Genomic DNA, 17,005 nt, shown 5'->3' on the forward strand with positions numbered 1-17,005 from the left:
CGGAGCCCGCATGAAAATCGCCCCCTGCCTGCTTTCGATCGCCCTCATGACAACCAGCCAACTGCACGCCGCCGACCTCCCGCAACCGCCCGACGTGGCGAAGAAACCGCATGTCGTGAAGGCGCCGCACGGCGCGGAGCGCAATGACGAGTACTACTGGCTGCGCGACGACACGCGCAAGAACCCGGAGATGCTCGCGTACCTCAACGCCGAGAACGCGTACACCGACGCGTACATGGCGCGCCTGAAGCCCGTGCAGGAAAAGGTGTACGAGGAGATCGTGGGCCGCATCAAGCAGGACGACAGCTCGGTGCCGTACCACGAGCGCGGCTGGTGGTACTACTCGCGCTTCGAGACCGGCAAGGACTATCCGATCTACGCGCGTCGCAAGGGCACGATGGATGCGCCGGAGGAAGTCCTGCTCGACGTCAACGTGATGGCCGCGGGCAAGAACTACTTCAGCGTGGGCGACTGGGAAGTCAGCCAGGACAACACGATGCTCGCCTGGGCCGAAGACGCCGTGGGCCGCCGCCAGTACGTCATCAAGTTCCGCAACCTCGCCACCGGCGAAACCTTCAGCGACGAAGTGCCGGGCGTGTCGCCCAACCTGGTCTGGGCGGACGACAACAGGACGCTGTTCTACGTCGAGAACGATCCCACCACGCTGCTCACCACCAAGGTGAAGAAGCACGTGGTCGGCACGCCGGCGAAGGACGACGTGCTGGTGTACGAGGAGAAGGACGACAGCTTCTACATGGGCGTTGGCCGCACGCGCGACGACAAGTACCTGTGCATCAGCGTGGACAGCACGGTGTCGAGCGAAGCGCGCTGCGCGCCGGCCGCCGATCCGAAGGAATTCGTCGTGCTCGCCCCGCGCCAGCGCGACGTGGAATACGAAGCCGACCACCATGGCGGCCGCTGGGTGATCCGCACCAACGCCGACGGCGCGAAGAACTACAAGCTCGTCACCGCACCGGACGGGTCGACGTCGCGCAAGGACTGGAAGGACTGGATCCCGCACAGCGACAAGGTGTTCATCGACAGCTTCGAGCTGTTCGACGATTTCGCCGCGATTTCCGAACGCAGCGACGGCCTGGAGCGCCTGCGCCTCCTGCGCGCCGACGGCAAGTCCGAATACGTGAAGGCCGACGAACCCGCGTACGGCATGGGCCTGTCGGTCAACGCGGAGCCCAACACCGATTGGCTGCGTTACACCTACACGTCGATGACCACGCCGGCCACGGTGTACGAACTCAACACGAAGACCGGCGAGCGCAAGCAGCTCAAGCGCGATCCGGTGATCGGCTACGACCCGTCGCTGTACACGACCGAACGCCTGTGGGCGACGGCGCGCGACGGCACGAAGGTGCCGGTGTCGGTCGTCTACAAGAAAGGTTTCAAGAAGGACGGCACGGCGGCGCTGTTGCAGTACGCGTACGGCAGCTATGGCTCGTCGACCGATCCGGGCTTCAACCTGCCGGTGGTGAGCCTGCTCGACCGCGGTATGGTGTACGTGCTCGCGCACATCCGCGGCGGCCAGGAAATGGGGCGCCAGTGGTACGACGACGGGCACCTGTTCAAGAAGAAGAACACGTTCACCGACTTCATCGACGTCACCGATTTCCTGGTCAAGGAAGGCTATGCGTCGAAGGACCGCGTGGCGGCCTACGGCGGCAGCGCCGGTGGCCTGCTGATGGGCGCGATCGCGAACATGGCGCCGGACCGCTATCGCGTGATCCTGTCGCAGGTGCCCTTCGTCGACGTGGTGACCACGATGCTCGACCCGAGCATCCCGCTCACGACGAACGAATACGACGAGTGGGGCAACCCGGAGAAGAAGGACTACTACGACTACATGCTGTCGTACTCGCCGTACGACAACCTGAGCAAGCAAGCGTATCCGGCGATGTTCGTGGGCACGGGGCTGTGGGATTCGCAGGTGCAGTATTTCGAACCGGCCAAGTACGTGGCGCGCCTGCGCGACCTGGACACCTCCGGTCCGGAGCACCCGGTGCTGTTCCGCATCAACATGGATGCGGGGCATGGCGGCAAGTCGGGGCGGTTCCGCCGGTACAAGGAACAGTCGGAGATGTACGCGTTCCTGCTCGACCAGCTGGGCGTGGCCGAGGCGCCCGCCCAACACGCCGCCGCCACGAAATGACACACTGCGCGTCATGAAACCGATCCGACTCGCTTCCCTGCTGCTCCTCGTGTTGCCGCTCGCTGCGTGCGGCAACAAGGGGCCGTTGATCCCGGTGCCCAAACCGCAGACCCCACCGGAAACGCCGGTCCAGTCGATGCCCGCGGAAGCGGCGAGCACCATGCCCGCCGAATCGGCGAGCACGATGCCGGCGGCCCCCGCGACCACGATGCCGGCGACACCGCCGTCCGCCGAAGACGACGATGGGACCCCCGGCAAGCCCCGCTGAGCCCGCACCGATGACGCAACCGCACGCGGCAGGCGGGCACGGCCTGCGTTTCAGCAAGATGCACGGGGCCGGCAACGACTTCGTCGTGGTCGACCTCCGCCACGGCCAGCCGGCGCCCGATGCGGCGCTGTGCCGGCGCCTCGCCGATCGGCACGCGGGCGTCGGCTGCGACCAGATCCTCACCATCGAGCCGCCGCGCAGCGCGAACGCCGCGGCGAGCTACCGCATCTGGAATGCGGACGGCTCGCAGGCGCAGCAATGCGGCAACGGCGCGCGTTGCGTTGCGGCGTGGCTGGTGCGCGATGGTGTCGCGCGTGCGCCGCGGTTCGAAGTGGACAGCCCGGCCGGGACGCATGCAGTCGATGTGTTGCCCGACGGGCGCTATCGCATCGCGATGGGCGTGCCGGACTTCGAGCCCGCGCGCATCCCGATGCACGGCGTGGCCCAGGCCGCCGACGAATATGCGGTGCACCTCGACGGACAGGCGCTGCACATCGGCGCGGCGTCGATGGGCAATCCGCATGCGTTGCTCGTGGTCGACGATGTCGACACCGCGCGCGTGGGCATCCAGGGGCCGGCGTTGCAGCGCGAAGCGTTGTTCCCGGAATCGGTGAACGTGGGCTTCGCGCAGATCGAATCGCGCGACCGCATCCGCCTGCGCGTGTACGAGCGCGGCGTGGGCGAAACCCTCGCGTGCGGCAGCGGCGCGTGCGCGGCGGCGGCGATCCTGATGCGCCGCGGGCGCGTGGATCGCGACGTCGTGGTGTCGCTGCCCGGCGGCGAGTTGCAGGTGGCGTGGCCCGATGAAACGGGCCCGATTTTCATGGCCGGTCCGGCCACGTTCGTCTTCGAAGGGGAGTGGTTGCCATGATCGACACGACCGAGAAACTCGGCGCGCACGAAGTCGCCGCCTGGCTGCGCCGGCATCCGACGTTCCTCAAGCAGTTCCCCGACCTGGCGCTGAGCCTGGTGGTGCCGCGCGAGGAAGGCCCCGCGGCGTCGCTCGCCAGTTACCAGCTGGAAGTGCTGCGCGACAAGAACCGCGAACTCGCACGCCGCCTGCAGGAACTCTTCGCGAACGCGCAGGAGAACGAACGCCTCGCCGTGCGCACGCACCAGCTCGCGCTGGGCTTGATGCGGCAGGACAGCGCGGCCGGTACTTTGCGCGCGATGGCGGCGGCGTTGCAGGAAGATTTCCAGGGCGACCTGGTGCGCGTGGTGTTGTTCAAGCCGGTCGCCGGACTGGACGACGCGGACTGGTTGCAGGTGTTGCCGGCGGATGACGTGCGCCTTGCGCCGTTCCGCGATGCGATCAGCGCAGGCGAACCGATCTGCGGGCGCCTGCACCCCGACAAGCACGCGTTGCTGTACGGCATGCGTGCGGACGACGTACAGTCGAGCGCGTTGCTGTCGATCGACGGCATCGGCCTGATCGCCGTAGGCAGCCGCGACGCCAACCGCTTCTTCCCGGGCATGGGCACGCTGTTCCTGCGCATGATGGGCGACGCACTCGCGGTCGCGCTGCAACGCTACCCGGGCTGACGCGGCGCACGCCGCCATGTCGATCGACGACTACCTCGCGCACCTGCAAGTGGAGCGGCGCATGTCGCCGCACACGCTGGACGGGTATCGCCGCGACCTCGATGGACTGAAGGCGTGGGCGGACGCGCAGGGCGCGGAGGTCCAGACCCTGCACACGGAACAATTGCGCGCGTTCATCGCGAGCGAGCATCGCCGCGGGCTGTCGCCGAAGAGTTTGCAGCGGCGGTTGTCGGCGTGCCGGAGTTTCTATCGCTGGTTGCTGAAGCATGGGCGCATCCAGGCGAATCCCGCGCAACCGATCCGTGCGCCGAAGGCGCCGCGCAAGTTGCCGCAGGTGCTGGATCCGGACGAAGCGAAGGCGCTGGTCGAAGTACCGACCGATGCGCCGCTCGGGCTGCGCGATCGCGCGTTGCTGGAGCTGTTCTATTCGTCCGGCCTGCGCCTGTCGGAACTGTGCGCGTTGCGCTGGCGCGACCTCGATCTGACCGTCGGGCTCGTCACCGTGCTCGGCAAGGGCAACAAGCAGCGCAGCGTGCCGGTGGGCTCATTCGCGCGCACGGCGTTGTCCGAGTGGAAGGCGGATCAACGCGCGGATGGCGACACGCATGTCTTCCCCGGCCGCAACGGCGGGATGTCGCCGCGCGGCGTGCAGGCACGGTTGCGCACGCTCGCGCAGCGACAAGGGTTGTTCAAGCGCGTGCACCCGCATCTGCTGCGACATAGTTTCGCGAGCCACGTGCTGGAGTCTTCGGGTGACCTGCGTGGCGTCCAGGAACTGCTCGGCCACGCAGACATCTCGACGACGCAGATCTACACGCACCTGGATTTCCAGCACCTGGCGAAGGTGTACGACGGGGCGCATCCGCGGGCGAAGCGGAAGAAGTAAGCCCGTTACTTGCAGGGAACGATGCGGAACTCGACGCGGCGGTCCAGCACGTCGATGGCATCGTCGGTCCCGCTGCCGATGAGGTTGTGCCGCGATCCCATGCCGCTGACGTGCGTGCGCGCGGCGAGCTCGCGCGACTCGGCGACCAGGCGGCGCTGGATGTCCTTCGCGCGACGCAAAGACAGCGCGTCGTTGACCGACGCCTTCCCGGTGCGGCTGGTGTGGCCGACGATGTCCATGCACACCTTCGCCTCGGTGCTTTCGCGCGCGATCTGGCGCAACCACATCGGATACGGGCTGTTGATGCGCGGATCGATCCAGAACTGCGTGGTGCCCGGGCTGAAGAGGAACTTCACGCTGAGCTGGCGATACGCGATGCCCATGGCGACCACGCGGCCGAAGGCCTGTTCCGCTTCTTCCGCGCGGCCCAGCTTCGCCGTCGCCAGGTAGATGCCGTTGAGCACGCGGAGCTGTTCGCCCGCCGGGGCCGCGAGCGCGCTGCGGTATTCGCCCAGCGCTTCGCGATAGCGCGCCTGGTTGTAGAGGTCGGTGGCTTCTTCCACCTGCGTGGCGGTCGCGATGCGATCGAGGTAGTACGCGTCGCCGCGTTGCCCGCGCGGCGTGGACGCGGTGCGCACGTAGCCTTCGATGACCTGGTCCTTCACCAGCACCGGGCTGTCGCGGTAGTACGGCAGCGGGGCGTGGTCGAGGGCTGCGTCCTGCGCGAGGATCGAGGTCTGCGCGACGACGGTGCCGGTCTTCAGTTCGACGAGCGCGAGTTCCAAGCGCAACGCGGGGCCGCTGGCGTGCGCGGCGCGTGCCATCGTGCTGGTGAGCAGGTAATCCGCGCGAGCGAGGTTGGCCGAGCGGAACGGCAGCACGTCGAATTGCTTGTAGCGCGCACCGATGTGCGCGGCGATGGCGGTGTCGAGCTGGCGCGTCACGCCGGTCTGCTGGCCGCTTTCTGCGTCCAGCGTCGGGTCGTGGACGACCCCGCGCGATCCGAACGACAGGAACGCGGGGCCGGACTGGGCTTGCGCCATGAGGGCATCGGTCGCCTGTGTCACGGCTTGCGGAAAGGGCAGCGGTGTCGCGGGTGCAACGGGTTTCGTCGCGCACGCGGACAACAACAGCATGACCAGCAGTGCGAATACGTAATTCACGGACATCGTTTTCATCGGATACACCCCTGTCTCAAGAGATCGAGTTCGTCGGAATCCAGGGCCTCGAGCGAGGCCTTCTGCAGCAGGCCGACGCATTGCGCCGACATTGCGTGTGTGTCGGGCAGCGCTTGCGCCATTGCGTCGTGTGCTTGCGGCATCGGCGTGCGCGGATCCATCACGGCCTCGTAGGCCAGCGACATCGGATCGATCGGCTTGCCGCCTTCGCGCACTTCGAAATGCAGGTGCGGGCCGGTGGCCAGGCCCGTGCTGCCGACCGTGCCGATCGTGTCGCCCTGCCTGAGGTGCTGGCCCTTGCGCACGTCGATGCGATCCAGGTGCGCGTACACGGTGGTGCGACCACCAAGACCATGCTCGATGTAGATGACGTTGCCGTAGCCGGACTGCGTGCCCGCGAACGCCACCACGCCATCGCCCACCGTGCGGACCGGCGCGCCGTGTCGCGCGGCGAAGTCCACGCCGGCGTGATGGTGGCGATGCTTCTTGATCGGGTGGCGACGCATCGCGAAACCTGAAGTCACGCGCGCAACTTCGAGCGGCATCGCCAGCAGGGATTGCACGAGATCGACCACCGGCTTTGCACCCGGGACAAGGCCGCCCGACGCGGCCTTGTCGGGCAGCGCGCGGGCGTCGTCTTCACCGGGAGGCGCGGCGACGGCAGTTGCAATGCAGCCGCCGAGCAGGAGCGCGGCCGCAGCAATGCTGCGCCAGGGATGGCGCAAGGGCGTGGAAGTGGGCATGCGAAAAAGTTTGCGGGACCCGTCCCGGCCTGCCTCGCGGAATTTACGCCGAGCGGTTGGCGGCTTTTCGTCAATTTTTCCGTCGCGGATATCGGAATCGTCCCTACCCAGGCCTGGGCGCAAGCGACCGTGGCCGCTTGATCCCCTCGCGCCCGTCCCCAACTCAGGCAGACCCCCACTGGAGCCCACCCCCCATGGACCCCACCCGCTTCCACGCCACCACGATCGTGTCCGTCCGCCGCGACGGCAAGGTCGCCGTCGGTGGCGATGGCCAGGTCACGCTCGGCAACACTGTGATGAAGGCGAACGCCCGCAAGGTGCGCCGCCTGGGGCGCGACGGCCAGGTGCTCGCCGGTTTTGCAGGCGCGGCCGCCGACGCGTTCACGTTGTTCGAACTGTTCGAATCGAAACTCGAAAAACACGGGCAACTCACCCGCGCCGCGGTGGAATTGGCCAAGGACTGGCGCACCGAGCGTCGCCTCGGGAAGCTCGAAGCGCTGCTGGCCGTGGCCGACAAGGAAACCTCGCTGATCATCTCCGGCACCGGCGATGTCATCGAGCCCGAGGACGGGATCATCGCGATCGGTTCCGGCGGCCCCTACGCGCTGTCCGCGGCGCGCGCGCTGGTCGGCCACACGACGCTGGACGCGAAATCCATCGTCACCGAATCGCTCAACATCGCCGGCGACGTGTGCATCTACACGAACCGCAACATCGTGGTGGAAGAACTCTGATGAACAACCTCGCTGCGCACACCTCCTCCACCATGACGCCGCGCGAGATCGTGCAGGAACTCGACCGCCACATCATCGGCCAGCAGGCCGCCAAGCGCGCCGTCGCCATCGCGCTGCGCAATCGCTGGCGCCGCATGCAGCTGGAGCCCGACCTGCGCGATGAAGTGATGCCGAAGAACATCCTGATGATCGGTCCCACGGGCGTCGGCAAGACCGAGATCGCGCGCCGCCTGGCGACGCTCGCCAACGCGCCCTTCGTGAAAGTGGAAGCCACGCGCTTCACCGAAGTCGGCTACGTGGGCAAGGACGTCGAACAGATCGTGCGCGACCTGGCCGACACCGCGGTGAAGATGTATCGCGAACAGGCCAAGCAGCGCGTGCGCACGCAGGCCGAAGAGCGCGCGGAAGACCGCCTGCTGTCCGCGCTGCTGCCGAAGCGCCAGGTCGCCACGGTGTTCGGGTTCACCAACGACGAGCACGCCGAGGAAGTCTCGCCGGAAGAAAATGCCACGCGCGCCAAGCTGCGCAAGCAGCTGCGTTCCGGTGCGCTGGACGAGCGCGAGATCGAACTGGAAGTCGCGGTGAACGTCGGCGTCGACATCATGGCGCCGCCCGGCATGGAGGAAATGGGCCAGCAGCTCCGCCAGATGTTCTCGCAGGTGGCGGGCGGCAAGACGCACGCCAAGCGCCTGACCATCAAGGCCGCGCGCCCGCTGCTGATCGAAGAGGAAGCCGGCAAGCTGGTCAACGAAGACGATGTGCGCGCCGCCGCGATCGACGCGTGCGAACAGCACGGCATCGTCTTCATCGACGAGATCGACAAGGTGGCCAAGCGTTCGGAAGGCTACGGCGCGGATGTCTCGCGCGAAGGCGTGCAGCGCGACCTGCTGCCGCTGGTCGAAGGTTCGACGGTGAGCACCAAGTACGGGCCGGTGAAGACGGACCACATCCTGTTCATCGCCTCCGGTGCGTTCCACCTGGCCAAGCCGAGCGATCTCATTCCGGAAATGCAGGGCCGCTTCCCGATCCGCGTCGAGTTGTCGGCGCTGAGCAAGAACGACTTCGTGCGCATCCTGACCGAACCGCGCGCCGCGCTGACGCGCCAGTACGTGGAGCTGCTGAAGACGGAAGGCGTGGCACTGACGTTCTCCGACGATGCCATCGAGCGCCTGGCCGACATCGCCGAACAGGTGAACGATCGCCAGGAAAATATCGGCGCGCGCCGCCTGCACACCGTGCTGGAGCGCTTGCTGGACACGCTGAGCTTCGAGGCGCCGGACAAGGACGGCACGTCGCTGACGATCGACCGCGCCTACGTGGACCAGCACTTGGGCGAACTGGTGCTCGACCCGGACCTGTCGCGTTACATCCTCTGAGCTTCGCAACCTGCGCGATCGCTGCTAGCGTTCGCGCATGTCCTTTCCCGAAGCGGGCCCGCGCCGCACCGTCCTGGTGATCGGCGCCAATGGATTCCTGGGTGGCCACGTGGCCGCGGCGCTGCGGCGCGCGGGGTTCGGCGTGGTGCTCGGCGTGCGGGTCAGCGGTCGCGCACCCGCCGCGGACGAACGCCCCATCGACCTCGCCACCATGACGCGCCCGGAAGATTGGGTGCCGGTGCTGGCCGGCGTCGATATCGTGGTCAACGCGGCCGGCATCCTGCGCGAAGCCGGGCCGCAGACCTTCGATGCCTTGCACGTGCGCGGGCCGTTGGCGCTCGCGGAAGCCTGCGTCGCGTGCGGCGTGCGGCGCTTCGTGCAGGTGTCCGCGCTGGGGGCGCCGGAAGACGGCGCGTTCATCGCGTCGAAACACGCCTTCGATGACGCATTGCTGGCGTTGCCGCTCGATGCCGTCGTGCTGCGACCGTCCATCGTGTATGCAGCGGCGGGTTCGTATGGCGGGACGTCGTTGCTGCGCGCGCTGGCCGCCTTCCCCGGCGCGCAATGGTTGCCCGGGCGTGGCGAATGGGCGATCCAACCGGTGGCGATGGACGATCTCGCCGAACTTGTCGTCGCGGCGGCAGGCAACACCGTGCGAGGTGTCTTCGAAGTCGGCGGCCCTGTTCCGATGCGGCTCGCCGATTACCAGGCGACGTGGCGTCGCTGGTTGCGCATTCCCGGCACGCGCGAAGTGCATGTTCCCGGGGGCCTGGTCAGCGCGCAGGTCTGGTTGTGGGAACGCCTCGGCCGCGGGCCGGTGGGCGAGACCATGTGGCGCATGCTCCGGCGCGGGAACGTCACGCAGCCGGATGCGCATGCACACGTGCGCGATGCTTTCGGCGTGGCGCCGCGCGCGCTCGATGTCGTGCTCGCGGGCGCGGCCAGCCAGGTGCAGGATCGCTGGCAGGCGCAGTTGTATTTCCTGGCGCCCACATTGCGCGCGTCGATCATCGCGCTGTGGGTGCTGTCGGGGATCGCGGGATTGCGCGCCACCGACGCACAGCTCCATGCGATGGCGTCGGGGTCGTGGCTGGGCGACGCCGTCTCGCTGGCGCGCGCGAGTGCGTGGCTCGACTTGATCCTCGCGGCCTGGCTCGCGATCGGCTGGCGGCCGCGCCTCGCCCTCGGGTTGATGGGGCTCAGCGTGCTCGCTTACACGCTCGTGTTCGGCATCGCCCTGCCCGCGCTGTGGCTCGAACCGCTGGGCGGCCTCGCGAAGAACCTTGTCGTCCTGCCTGCGCTCGCGGTCGCGTGGGTGCTGGCGGACCGGAGATGACATGACGGCCTACCTGCTCGTGAAATGGATCCACGTGCTGTCGTCCACGCTGCTCTTCGGCACGGGCCTCGGCATCGCGTTCTTCTTCTGGATGGCGCACCGGCGCGGCGATGCGAAGGCCATCGCCGACACCGCACGCACGGTGGTCATCGCCGACGCGTGCTTCACCGCGCCCGCCGTCGTCGTGCAACTCGCGAGCGGCCTGTGGCTCGCGCATGCGCTGGGCATGCCGCTGTCGGTGTACTGGGTGCGCAGCGCCCTGTTCCTGTTCGTGTTGGTCGGCGCGTGCTGGTTGCCGGTGTTGTGGTTGCAGGTGCGCGCGCGCGATCTCGCGCGGCACGCCGCGCAACACGACGCGCCGCTGCCGCCGGCCTACCACCGCGCGATGCGGTGGTGGTTCTGGCTGGGATGGCCTGCGTTCGCGTCGGTCATGGCGATCTTCTGGTTGATGATCGCCAAGCCGGTGGGCTGACTCAGGGCTTGGCGTTGCGCGGATCGTCCTTCGGATCGACGTAGGTGATCTGGAACGGTCCAGTCGAGACCACCTGCACGACAGCGCCGCCCTTCGTCGACGCGGCGTGCTGCATCTTCGCGGGCAGGTTGACGTAGTCGCCGGCGACGAAGGCGCCGTCATGCACGTTCGCGCCCTCGCCCATCGACAGGGCGAAGTCGCCTTCGATCACCGTGACCTGCTCATCCGTGGGATGCCAGTGACGCGGCACCTTGCCGCCGGCCGGGAATTTCAGGCGGATCGTGAACGGCCCGGCCTTGCCGGGGTCGCCGTAGAGCACGGCGGCCTGCGTGCCCTTCGGCAGGGCCGGCGGCGCCGGGCCCCACTTGGTGTCGGCGGCATGGACCATCGCGTGCGTGTTGGCGGCGTCGGCCATCGCGGGCTTGTCGGGCGGCGGCGGCTCGGGGGGCGTGGACTGGGCCAGGGCGAGCGCCGGCACCAGCGCGGCGGTGAAGAGCATCGACGGTTTCACGGCGTTCCTCCTCCGGGGTGGGGTGTGCGGATCAACGCAGCACGCGCAGACGACCGGCCGCGGGCGATAATCCGCCGCATGAACGAACCCAGCGATTCGCGCGGCACCACCCACTTCGGCTTCCGCGAAGTCCCCACCGGCGAGAAGCAGAAGCTCGTCGGTGAGGTGTTCTCGTCGGTGGCCGGCAAGTACGACCTGATGAACGACCTCATGTCGCTCGGCATCCACCGCGCGTGGAAGCGCTACTTCGTCGGCACTGCGCAAGTCGCGCCTGGCGATCGCGTGCTGGACCTCGCCGGTGGCACCGGCGACATCGCCGCGTTGCTGCGCGATCGCGTCGGCGACGCGGGCGAAGTGGTGCTGGGCGACATCAACGGCGCGATGCTGCGCGTGGGCCGCGACCGCATGATCGACCGCGGCAGCGTGCGCGGCCTGTCGTACGTGCAATGCAATGCCGAGTCGCTGCCGTTCCCCGACGCGAGCTTCGATCTCGTCACCATCGCCTTCGGCCTGCGCAACGTGACCGACAAGGACGCCGCGCTGCGCGAGATGCACCGCGTGCTGAAGGTCGGCGGCCAGGCGCGCGTGCTCGAGTTTTCCGAAGTGCAGGCGCAGTGGTTCAAGCCGCTCTACGACTTCCACTCGTTCAAGGTGTTGCCGAAGCTCGGGCAGTTGTTCGCGCAGGATGCGTCGAGCTACCAGTACCTCGCCGAATCCATCCGCAAGCATCCGCCGCAGGACCAGCTGAAAGCGATGATGGACACCGCGGGCTTCGTGCGCACGTCCTACAAGAACCTCAACGGCGGGATCGTCGCGATCCACACCGGCTACAAGGTCTGATCGATCAGGGCGCCGGCGTCGGCGCCGACACGAGCTTGAACCCCTCGCGCGCCAGGCGATCGGCGAGCGCCGTGTTGTCCAGCATGCGATCGATCGGCACGAGCGCCAGCACGCGATCGTGCTTCGCCAGCGACTTCAGCACCATCGCGTGCCAGGTGTCGTCGACCTTCGCTTCCACGTCCTTCAGGTCCACGAACTTCGCCACCGCGCTGTCCAGCCACGGCTTCATGCAGGTGAGGAAGTGGTCCTGCACCGGCAACGTGCGCAGCGTTTCGAGATCGCCGACGGCCCACGCGTCCGCGCGATCGGCCAGCGTGGGCAATTCGCGCTCGACGCGGCCCATCACCATGCGCAGGCACGCCACGTCATCCATGGTGCTGGCGTTGTACGCCTTCAGCGCTTCGCGCGGCTTGTCGAGCGTGAGGTTATAGGCGGCGCTTTCGATCGGGATGTCGCGATCCTTGGCGATGTCGAACACGGCGCGTTCGATGGTGTGCGACGCGGTGAGGCCGGTGCGCTTCGCCGCCGCTTCGAACAACTTGTCGGACGCCACCACGGGGCGGAAGCGGTCCGCGTTGCGATCGCCTTTCAGGAACGCATCGCGCAGCGCATTCCAGCGCGCGAGGTCGGCGGGCGGCAGGATGTCCGCCAGCGTCTTGTCGTCGGGGTTGTAGTCCACCTTGCGCATGCCGGGCAGCATCAGCGCCATCTGGAACAAGCCGGGGTTGGCGGTGATGCGCAATCCGATCGGCGTCAGCACGGCCTGCGCGCGCGCGACTTCGCGCGTGATCGCTTCCTTAGGCAATTGCTTGTCGGGCAGCGCGGGCGAAAGCGTGCCGAGGATGCGCAGCGTCTTGCCGTTGCGCTCGAACTCCCACACCGGCACCGCCTGCGGCAACGCGCGCACGGTGACGGCGGGCAGCGCGGCGGGTGCCGGCGCGGCGACGGGCGCGTGTTGCCCCTGCGCGCCGGCGGAGACGCTGGCGAGCAAGCCGCACCACACGATCCACTTCACGCGCCGGGTTGCCATGCGTAGCTCACCTTGAAGAAGAGACTGCGGGAATTGTCGAAGATGTCGCGGATCTCGTCGTCCGAGTAACCGCCTTCGGAATAGCCCGCGTACAACGCGCTGCGCGGGTTGAGCTTGTACGAATACAGCAACTGGCCCGCGACGTCGCGCCCGCGCTGCGGCACGCGCACGGTGTACAGGCCTTGGTTGCGATCGACCTGGCTGCCCTGCACCGACAGGCGCAGGCGCTGGCGCGGATCGAACTGCCAGCTCACGCGGCCGTCGACGACGCGCGCATCGAACGCGGTGCCGCCGTCGCGACGCAGGCGCTGCTGCGTGTAGTTGAGGTTGAGGTTGATGCCGCGGCCGATGTCGACTTCCACGAACGGTTCGATCTCGAACACGCGCCCTTCGCGCGAAGCGACCAGGTCGAGGCGATCGCCGCCTTCGTACGTGCCGCCCACCTTCAGCGACGGCCACGGCGTCACTTCGAAATAGAACGACCAGAAATCCTCGTCGAACAGCTGGTCGTTCCAGAAGCGCACGCGCGAACCGCCACCGAGTTCGTAGTAGCCCTGGCGCGACGCGCGCGCGGACAGGTAGCCCTCGACTTCGCGTTCCAGCAGCTGGCCGTCGTAGCGATGCGTGATGTCCCAGTCGCCGTTGAACTCGATGCGGCTGACGGTGCTGCCCTTCGGCAGGAACCACGTGTGGCCGCCGCCGATCGTCGACTTGTCGTATCCGACCTGCGTGATGAAGCCCAGGTCCGACCGGAAGCCCGGATCGATCGCCACGTGAGTCGCGTTGCCGCGCCACGTGCGGTTGCCGTAGCTGTAGTTGAGGTACAGCGCGTCGCCCTTCGGTGCGGTGTCGGGTAGCGCGTGGCCGTCGGGATATTCGGATTCGCTGCGCAGCCACTGGCCGCGCAGCGTGTGTTCGTCCTTCTGGTAACGCGCATCCACGCCGCCGACGGCATTGTGGTAATCGTCGCCGCCGCGGTACGTGGCCACGGCGCCGATGCTGGTGTGCGCGTCGAGGTCGTAGCGATAGCGGCCGACGAAGTCGGTGGCTTCCTGGTCGAGGAACCGGAACGACGAACCGAGCACGCCCGGCACCAGCAACTGCGTCGTCGCGTCCTGCGCGGCGATCACGCCGTAGGCCTGCGATCCGTTGCGCCCGGTGACGCGCACGCCGTAGTCTGGATCGGCGATCTGGCGCGTGTAGAGCACCTGCAGCGGCGTGGTGAAGTAATCCGCGCCTTCGAGGAAGAACGGGCGCTTCTCCGGGAAGAACAACGCGAAACTCGTGTTGAGGTCGAGCTGCGCCTGGTCGGTTTCAACCTGCGAGAAGTCGGGATTGATCGTGCCGTTGAGCGTGAGGTTGGGGCTCGGCGCCCACGCCACGTCGACGCCGGGTTCGAAGCTGGTGCCGTCGCCATGCCATTCGCCGTTCGGGCGATCGCGTTCTTCGGCGTCGATGATCGTCAGCGTCGGCGTGATTTCGAGGTTCCTGCCCTGCTTCACGCCTTCGAAGCCTTCCACCTTGTCGAAGGTGCAGGTCAGGCAGCGCGAACCGCGTTCGACGCGATTGCTGAAGTACTGGTAGCGGAAGTCGCGCGGGCGGATGCGCAGGAACGTCGCGCCCCAGCGGCGCACGTCGTCGGTGTCGCGGAAGCGCAGCGTGGCGAAGGGGATGCGGATCTCGGCGTCGTAGCCCTGGTCCGTGATGCGCGCGGCGCTGGTCCACAGGCCGTCCCAGCTGTCGTCTTCGTTGCCGGTGGCTTCTTCCTTGATCAGGTCGGCCTGCACGCCCAGCGGGTTGACGAAGAATTCGTACGCGCGGCGCTGGTCGTCGAACGTATCCAGCATCACGCCGACGAAGTCGTCGCTGTACAGCGAATCGCGATCGCGCAGGAACGCGCGCACTTTCGACGGATCCGGATCCTCGGCGTGGAAGGCGATGACCAGCGCGTCGGTGGTGTACGCGACGCGCACCGTCGTTTTCACCGGCGCGGGCGTGTTGTCGTTGGGCGTCACCTCGAACGGCAGGTCGATGGTCGCGGCCTGCGCCCAGGCGGCGTCGTCCAGCACGCCGTCCACGACGATGTCCGTGGCAACGCGCGGGATCGCGCGCACGACTTTCTCGCCCACGGGCGGCGTGCCCGCCGGCGCGGACGCGGCCTGGGCGAGGGCGGTGGACGAAAACGCGGGCACGACCGCGATGAACAGGGCGAGCAGGCGCGCGCCCTTCAGGGAATTCGGAGGCATGCGCGGAGGATGGCGATGCAGGCGTCAATGCGAACGTGCCGGAAGTCGGGTGCCGGGATGGCTTGCGTTCCGGTACGAACTTTCTCGCCTCAAGGGCGCATGGGAGGCGCGGGGGCTGCGTGGTGTCATCGCGCCACGTGCCGAGAGCAGCGAGCGCCACCGACCTGCAGGGGTTTCGAAAGTTCCGCACAGCGCGTTGGTGAGGTTCATCACGTGTTGCGTGCCCTTGCGCAGAATCGCCGCCGCTCGACGCTTCGCGCCGAGTCCCCACAAAAAAGAGGTTCCGAATGAAGCGTTCCCTGCTTGCCCTGATGCTGCTTGCTGCCGTGCCGTTCGCTGCGTCCGCCGCCGACGGCATTTCCTACAACTACGTGGAAGGCGGTTACATGAAGACCGACACCGGCGGCGACGCCGATGGTTGGGCGGTCAATGGTTCGTGGGCCTTCCACCCCAGCTTCCATGTCTTCGGCGGTTACACCGACCAGAACGTGGACAACATCTACGGCGCCGATTTCGACCAGTGGCACCTGGGCGTCGGCTACAACCACACGCTGTCGCAGAAGGTGGACCTCGTTTCGCAGGTCGCCTACCAATCGGTCGACTTCGGCGGCATGTCGCAGAAGCACGATGGCTACACCGCCGAAGTCGGCGTGCGCGCCGCACTGACGCCGATGCTCGAAGGCTATGCGGGCGCGGGCTACGGCGACCTGGAACACAGCAACGGCGAGTTCTACGCCAAGCTCGGCACGCAGGTGAAGTTCAACCAGAACTGGGGCATCGCCGGCGACGTCAAGTTCGTCAGCGGCGACACGCAGTGGTTCGTCGGCCCGCGCCTGAGCTGGTAATCGCACCCACGGGATTCGCGACACTGCTCCCTCCCCCCTGCGGGGTCGCGAACGGAACCCGGCTTCGGCCGGGTTCTTTTTTTGCGCACGCTGAACGGAGTTCCGGCACTAGGCCGAAGGGCATGTTTGTTCTTGTGAACTTTTTGTTACCGTGCGCCCGCCGCCTAAAAGACGGTTCCAATCAAATCAAGGATTTAGTACCTAAATGAAGAAGACGCTTCTCGCGGCCGCCGTTTTGGCCGCCGCCTCCTTCGGCGCCTCTGCCGCCGAGAACACCGCCAACACCAACGGCATCAGCTACACCTACGTCGAAGGCGACTACGTTGCCCGCAACATGGACGTGGACATGAACACCGACATCGATTTCAAGGGCTGGGGCGTCAAGGGCTCGTACGAAATCGCCGACCAGTTCCACGTGTTCGGTGCGTACAACAAGACCAGCAACAACGACTTCATCGACATCGACCTCGACGAAACGCAGCTCGGCTTCGGCTGGCACAAGTCGGTCGCCGACAATGCCGACGCGATCGTCGAGCTGAGCTGGCTGCGCCAGGGCGTCGACGTGTCGCTGCTCGGCGTGAGCGCCGACGACCACGCTGACGGCTACCGCGCTTCGGCCGGTTTCCGCGGCGCGTTCAACGAACACGTCAACGGCACCTTCAAGGTGAACTACACCGACGGTTCGGACTTCAAGAGCGAGTTCACCCCGAGCTTCGGCGTGGAAGTGAAGTTCACCCCGATGTTCAGCGCGGTCGCCGATGCCGAAGTCGGCAACGGCAACAAGATGTACTCGATCGGCCTGCGCGCGAACTTCTGATCGCGTCGTCCCGATGAAAG

17 protein-coding genes are annotated in these 17,005 nt (G+C 67.2%); 12 read left to right on the forward strand and 5 right to left on the reverse strand.

The annotated features are described in order from the left end of the window. The first annotated feature begins 10 nt into the window (after positions 1–10). From LYSHEL_RS05635 to xerC, 5 genes are read left to right on the forward strand one after another with little or no spacing between them, the layout of a single operon-like run. On the forward strand, positions 11–2,161 hold the full coding sequence (locus LYSHEL_RS05635; protein WP_213436536.1) for a S9 family peptidase: 2,151 nt from the start codon (positions 11–13) through the stop codon (positions 2,159–2,161). A gap of 13 nt (positions 2,162–2,174) precedes the next feature. Beyond that, positions 2,175–2,429, forward strand: a complete 255-nt coding sequence (lptM, locus tag LYSHEL_RS05640; RefSeq protein WP_213436538.1) for an LPS translocon maturation chaperone LptM — start codon at positions 2,175–2,177, stop codon at positions 2,427–2,429. Between the two features lie 10 nt (positions 2,430–2,439). After that, complete coding sequence (gene dapF, locus LYSHEL_RS05645; RefSeq protein ID WP_213436540.1) at positions 2,440–3,300, forward strand: diaminopimelate epimerase; 861 nt, start codon at positions 2,440–2,442, stop codon at positions 3,298–3,300. Next, the gene (locus LYSHEL_RS05650; RefSeq protein ID WP_213436542.1) at positions 3,297–3,971 is read left to right on the forward strand and encodes a DUF484 family protein; all 675 of its coding nucleotides are present in this window, start codon (positions 3,297–3,299) and stop codon (positions 3,969–3,971) included. Before dapF ends, LYSHEL_RS05650 begins: the two co-directional genes overlap by 4 nt. A gap of 16 nt (positions 3,972–3,987) precedes the next feature. Then, a complete protein-coding gene (gene xerC / locus LYSHEL_RS05655; protein WP_213436544.1) occupies positions 3,988–4,857 on the forward strand; it encodes a tyrosine recombinase XerC in 870 nt (289 codons plus the stop codon). Positions 4,858–4,862: 5 nt separating this feature from the next. Here xerC and LYSHEL_RS05660 read toward each other — a convergent pair whose 3' ends face one another. After that, positions 4,863–6,026 (reverse strand): OmpA family protein, encoded by a 1,164-nt coding sequence (locus LYSHEL_RS05660; protein ID WP_213436546.1) that lies wholly within the window; start codon positions 6,024–6,026, stop codon positions 4,863–4,865. 5 nt (positions 6,027–6,031) lie between these two features. Beyond that, entirely contained in the window at positions 6,032–6,778 is a 747-nt protein-coding gene (locus LYSHEL_RS05665; protein ID WP_213436548.1) for a M23 family metallopeptidase, read from the reverse strand. A gap of 194 nt (positions 6,779–6,972) precedes the next feature. Between LYSHEL_RS05665 and hslV the strand changes: the two genes are divergently transcribed. Genes hslV through LYSHEL_RS05685 form a run of 4 tightly spaced genes read left to right on the forward strand, consistent with a single transcriptional unit; the run spans position 6,973 to position 10,696 of the window. Beyond that, positions 6,973–7,512: an ATP-dependent protease subunit HslV gene (gene hslV, locus LYSHEL_RS05670; RefSeq protein ID WP_213436551.1), complete on the forward strand. Its 540-nt coding sequence runs from the start codon at positions 6,973–6,975 to the stop codon at positions 7,510–7,512. After that, the gene (gene hslU / locus LYSHEL_RS05675; protein ID WP_213436553.1) at positions 7,512–8,888 is read left to right on the forward strand and encodes an ATP-dependent protease ATPase subunit HslU; all 1,377 of its coding nucleotides are present in this window, start codon (positions 7,512–7,514) and stop codon (positions 8,886–8,888) included. The genes hslV and hslU overlap by 1 nt, the downstream gene beginning before the upstream one ends. Positions 8,889–8,925: 37 nt before the next feature. Beyond that, on the forward strand, positions 8,926–10,224 hold the full coding sequence (locus LYSHEL_RS05680) for an SDR family oxidoreductase (protein ID WP_213436555.1): 1,299 nt from the start codon (positions 8,926–8,928) through the stop codon (positions 10,222–10,224). A 1-nt stretch (position 10,225) separates the two neighbouring features. Beyond that, entirely contained in the window at positions 10,226–10,696 is a 471-nt protein-coding gene (locus LYSHEL_RS05685) for a DUF2269 family protein (RefSeq protein ID WP_213436557.1), read from the forward strand. Position 10,697: 1 nt separating this feature from the next. On the opposite strand, the gene LYSHEL_RS05690 is transcribed toward LYSHEL_RS05685, so the two are convergent. After that, the gene (locus LYSHEL_RS05690) at positions 10,698–11,207 is read right to left on the reverse strand and encodes a cupin domain-containing protein (protein ID WP_213436559.1); all 510 of its coding nucleotides are present in this window, start codon (positions 11,205–11,207) and stop codon (positions 10,698–10,700) included. 78 nt (positions 11,208–11,285) lie between these two features. Between LYSHEL_RS05690 and ubiE the strand changes: the two genes are divergently transcribed. Further along, positions 11,286–12,047, forward strand: coding sequence for a bifunctional demethylmenaquinone methyltransferase/2-methoxy-6-polyprenyl-1,4-benzoquinol methylase UbiE (ubiE, locus tag LYSHEL_RS05695; RefSeq protein ID WP_213436561.1), 762 nt, complete (start codon positions 11,286–11,288; stop codon positions 12,045–12,047). Between the two features lie 4 nt (positions 12,048–12,051). Here the strand turns inward: ubiE and LYSHEL_RS05700 are convergent, their stop codons facing one another. Together LYSHEL_RS05700 and LYSHEL_RS05705 are read right to left on the reverse strand one after the other, a co-directional pair. Then, positions 12,052–13,077 (reverse strand): TraB/GumN family protein, encoded by a 1,026-nt coding sequence (locus LYSHEL_RS05700; protein WP_213436563.1) that lies wholly within the window; start codon positions 13,075–13,077, stop codon positions 12,052–12,054. Next, positions 13,059–15,323, reverse strand: a complete 2,265-nt coding sequence (locus LYSHEL_RS05705; RefSeq protein ID WP_213436565.1) for a carbohydrate binding family 9 domain-containing protein — start codon at positions 15,321–15,323, stop codon at positions 13,059–13,061. Before LYSHEL_RS05705 ends, LYSHEL_RS05700 begins: the two co-directional genes overlap by 19 nt. Positions 15,324–15,610: 287 nt before the next feature. Here LYSHEL_RS05705 and LYSHEL_RS05710 point away from each other — a divergent pair, with 287 nt between their 5' ends. Then, the gene (locus LYSHEL_RS05710) at positions 15,611–16,168 is read left to right on the forward strand and encodes a porin family protein (protein WP_213436567.1); all 558 of its coding nucleotides are present in this window, start codon (positions 15,611–15,613) and stop codon (positions 16,166–16,168) included. Between the two features lie 205 nt (positions 16,169–16,373). Then, positions 16,374–16,985: an outer membrane beta-barrel protein gene (locus tag LYSHEL_RS05715; protein WP_213436569.1), complete on the forward strand. Its 612-nt coding sequence runs from the start codon at positions 16,374–16,376 to the stop codon at positions 16,983–16,985. The last annotated feature ends 20 nt before the right edge of the window (positions 16,986–17,005 follow it).

Source organism: Lysobacter helvus (assembly GCF_018406645.1).
Taxonomy (GTDB): domain Bacteria; phylum Pseudomonadota; class Gammaproteobacteria; order Xanthomonadales; family Xanthomonadaceae; genus Noviluteimonas; species Noviluteimonas caseinilytica.

What these genes read in the sequence shown, in the direction of transcription:
- LYSHEL_RS05665 (WP_213436548.1), bottom strand. Translation starts at nt 6,778, where the DNA reads ATGCCCACTTCCACGCCCTTGCGCCATCCCTGGCGCAGCATTGCTGCG.
- LYSHEL_RS05635 (WP_213436536.1), top strand. Translation starts at nt 11, where the DNA reads ATGAAAATCGCCCCCTGCCTGCTTTCGATCGCCCTCATGACAACCAGC.
- ubiE (WP_213436561.1), top strand. Translation starts at nt 11,286, where the DNA reads ATGAACGAACCCAGCGATTCGCGCGGCACCACCCACTTCGGCTTCCGC.
- hslU (WP_213436553.1), top strand. Translation starts at nt 7,512, where the DNA reads ATGAACAACCTCGCTGCGCACACCTCCTCCACCATGACGCCGCGCGAG.
- LYSHEL_RS05705 (WP_213436565.1), bottom strand. Translation starts at nt 15,323, where the DNA reads ATGCCTCCGAATTCCCTGAAGGGCGCGCGCCTGCTCGCCCTGTTCATC.
- LYSHEL_RS05710 (WP_213436567.1), top strand. Translation starts at nt 15,611, where the DNA reads ATGAAGCGTTCCCTGCTTGCCCTGATGCTGCTTGCTGCCGTGCCGTTC.
- LYSHEL_RS05680 (WP_213436555.1), top strand. Translation starts at nt 8,926, where the DNA reads ATGTCCTTTCCCGAAGCGGGCCCGCGCCGCACCGTCCTGGTGATCGGC.
- LYSHEL_RS05660 (WP_213436546.1), bottom strand. Translation starts at nt 6,026, where the DNA reads ATGTCCGTGAATTACGTATTCGCACTGCTGGTCATGCTGTTGTTGTCC.
- xerC (WP_213436544.1), top strand. Translation starts at nt 3,988, where the DNA reads ATGTCGATCGACGACTACCTCGCGCACCTGCAAGTGGAGCGGCGCATG.
- LYSHEL_RS05700 (WP_213436563.1), bottom strand. Translation starts at nt 13,077, where the DNA reads ATGGCAACCCGGCGCGTGAAGTGGATCGTGTGGTGCGGCTTGCTCGCC.
- LYSHEL_RS05685 (WP_213436557.1), top strand. Translation starts at nt 10,226, where the DNA reads ATGACGGCCTACCTGCTCGTGAAATGGATCCACGTGCTGTCGTCCACG.
- lptM (WP_213436538.1), top strand. Translation starts at nt 2,175, where the DNA reads ATGAAACCGATCCGACTCGCTTCCCTGCTGCTCCTCGTGTTGCCGCTC.
- LYSHEL_RS05715 (WP_213436569.1), top strand. Translation starts at nt 16,374, where the DNA reads ATGAAGAAGACGCTTCTCGCGGCCGCCGTTTTGGCCGCCGCCTCCTTC.
- hslV (WP_213436551.1), top strand. Translation starts at nt 6,973, where the DNA reads ATGGACCCCACCCGCTTCCACGCCACCACGATCGTGTCCGTCCGCCGC.
- dapF (WP_213436540.1), top strand. Translation starts at nt 2,440, where the DNA reads ATGACGCAACCGCACGCGGCAGGCGGGCACGGCCTGCGTTTCAGCAAG.
- LYSHEL_RS05650 (WP_213436542.1), top strand. Translation starts at nt 3,297, where the DNA reads ATGATCGACACGACCGAGAAACTCGGCGCGCACGAAGTCGCCGCCTGG.